General features: G+C 41.8%; 2 protein-coding genes. Both read left to right on the forward strand.

Annotated features, from left to right (window positions below; all coding sequences use genetic code 11):
- Positions 1-281 (forward strand): SWIM zinc finger family protein (locus tag H4J73_RS01145; RefSeq protein ID WP_220460642.1); only part of this gene is annotated, 281 nt, incomplete at its 5' end.
- 36 nt (positions 282-317) lie between these two features.
- Entirely contained in the window at positions 318-485 is a 168-nt protein-coding gene (locus H4J73_RS01150) for a hypothetical protein (RefSeq protein WP_182176768.1), read from the forward strand.
- Positions 486-661 lie beyond the last annotated feature (176 nt).

Below are 661 nucleotides of genomic sequence, written 5' to 3' on the forward strand. Positions count from 1 at the left end.
ATCTGGTTTTTGTAGAGCAAGTAAAGATCCTGAAACGAGTTCAGGATGACGGAGTAGTATTCAGGATGACGGAGAGTGGCTTGTTTATTATTCGCATTTATTCATTCCCGTGTCGTCATGCTGAACTTGTTTCAGTATCTCGTCCCTACTCACTCCCGTGTCGTCATGCTGAACTTGTTTCAGTATCTGGTTTTTATTCATTCCCGTGTCGTCATGCTGAACTTGTTTCAGTATCTGGTCTTTGTAGAGCAAGTATAGATCCTGAAACGAGTTCAGGATGACGGAGTAGTATTCAGGATGACGGAGATGGTATAAGGATGACGGAGAGTGGTTTGTTTATTATTCGCATTTATTCACTCCCGTGTCGTCATGCTGAATTTATTTCAGTATCTGGTCTTTATTCATTCCCGTGTCGTCATGCTGAACTTGTTTCAGTATCTGGTCTTTGTAGAGCAAGTACAGATCCTGAAACGAGTTCAGGATGACGGAGTAGTATTCAGGATGACGGAAAGTCGTTTGTTTATTATTCGCATTTATTCACTCCCGTGCCGTCATGCTGAATTTATTTCAGTATCTGGTTTTTGTAGAGCAAGTAAAGATCCTGAAACGAGTTCAGGATGACGGAGTAGTATTCAGGATGACGGAGAGTGGCTTGTTTATT

The organism is Colwellia sp. MB3u-41, from assembly GCF_014076845.1.
In the GTDB taxonomy this organism is placed as follows: domain Bacteria; phylum Pseudomonadota; class Gammaproteobacteria; order Enterobacterales; family Alteromonadaceae; genus Colwellia_A.

Bases quoted from the DNA above. Each gene is read 5' to 3' on its own strand.
- H4J73_RS01150 (WP_182176768.1), top strand. From the start codon at position 318: ATGACGGAGAGTGGTTTGTTTATTATTCGCATTTATTCACTCCCGTGT.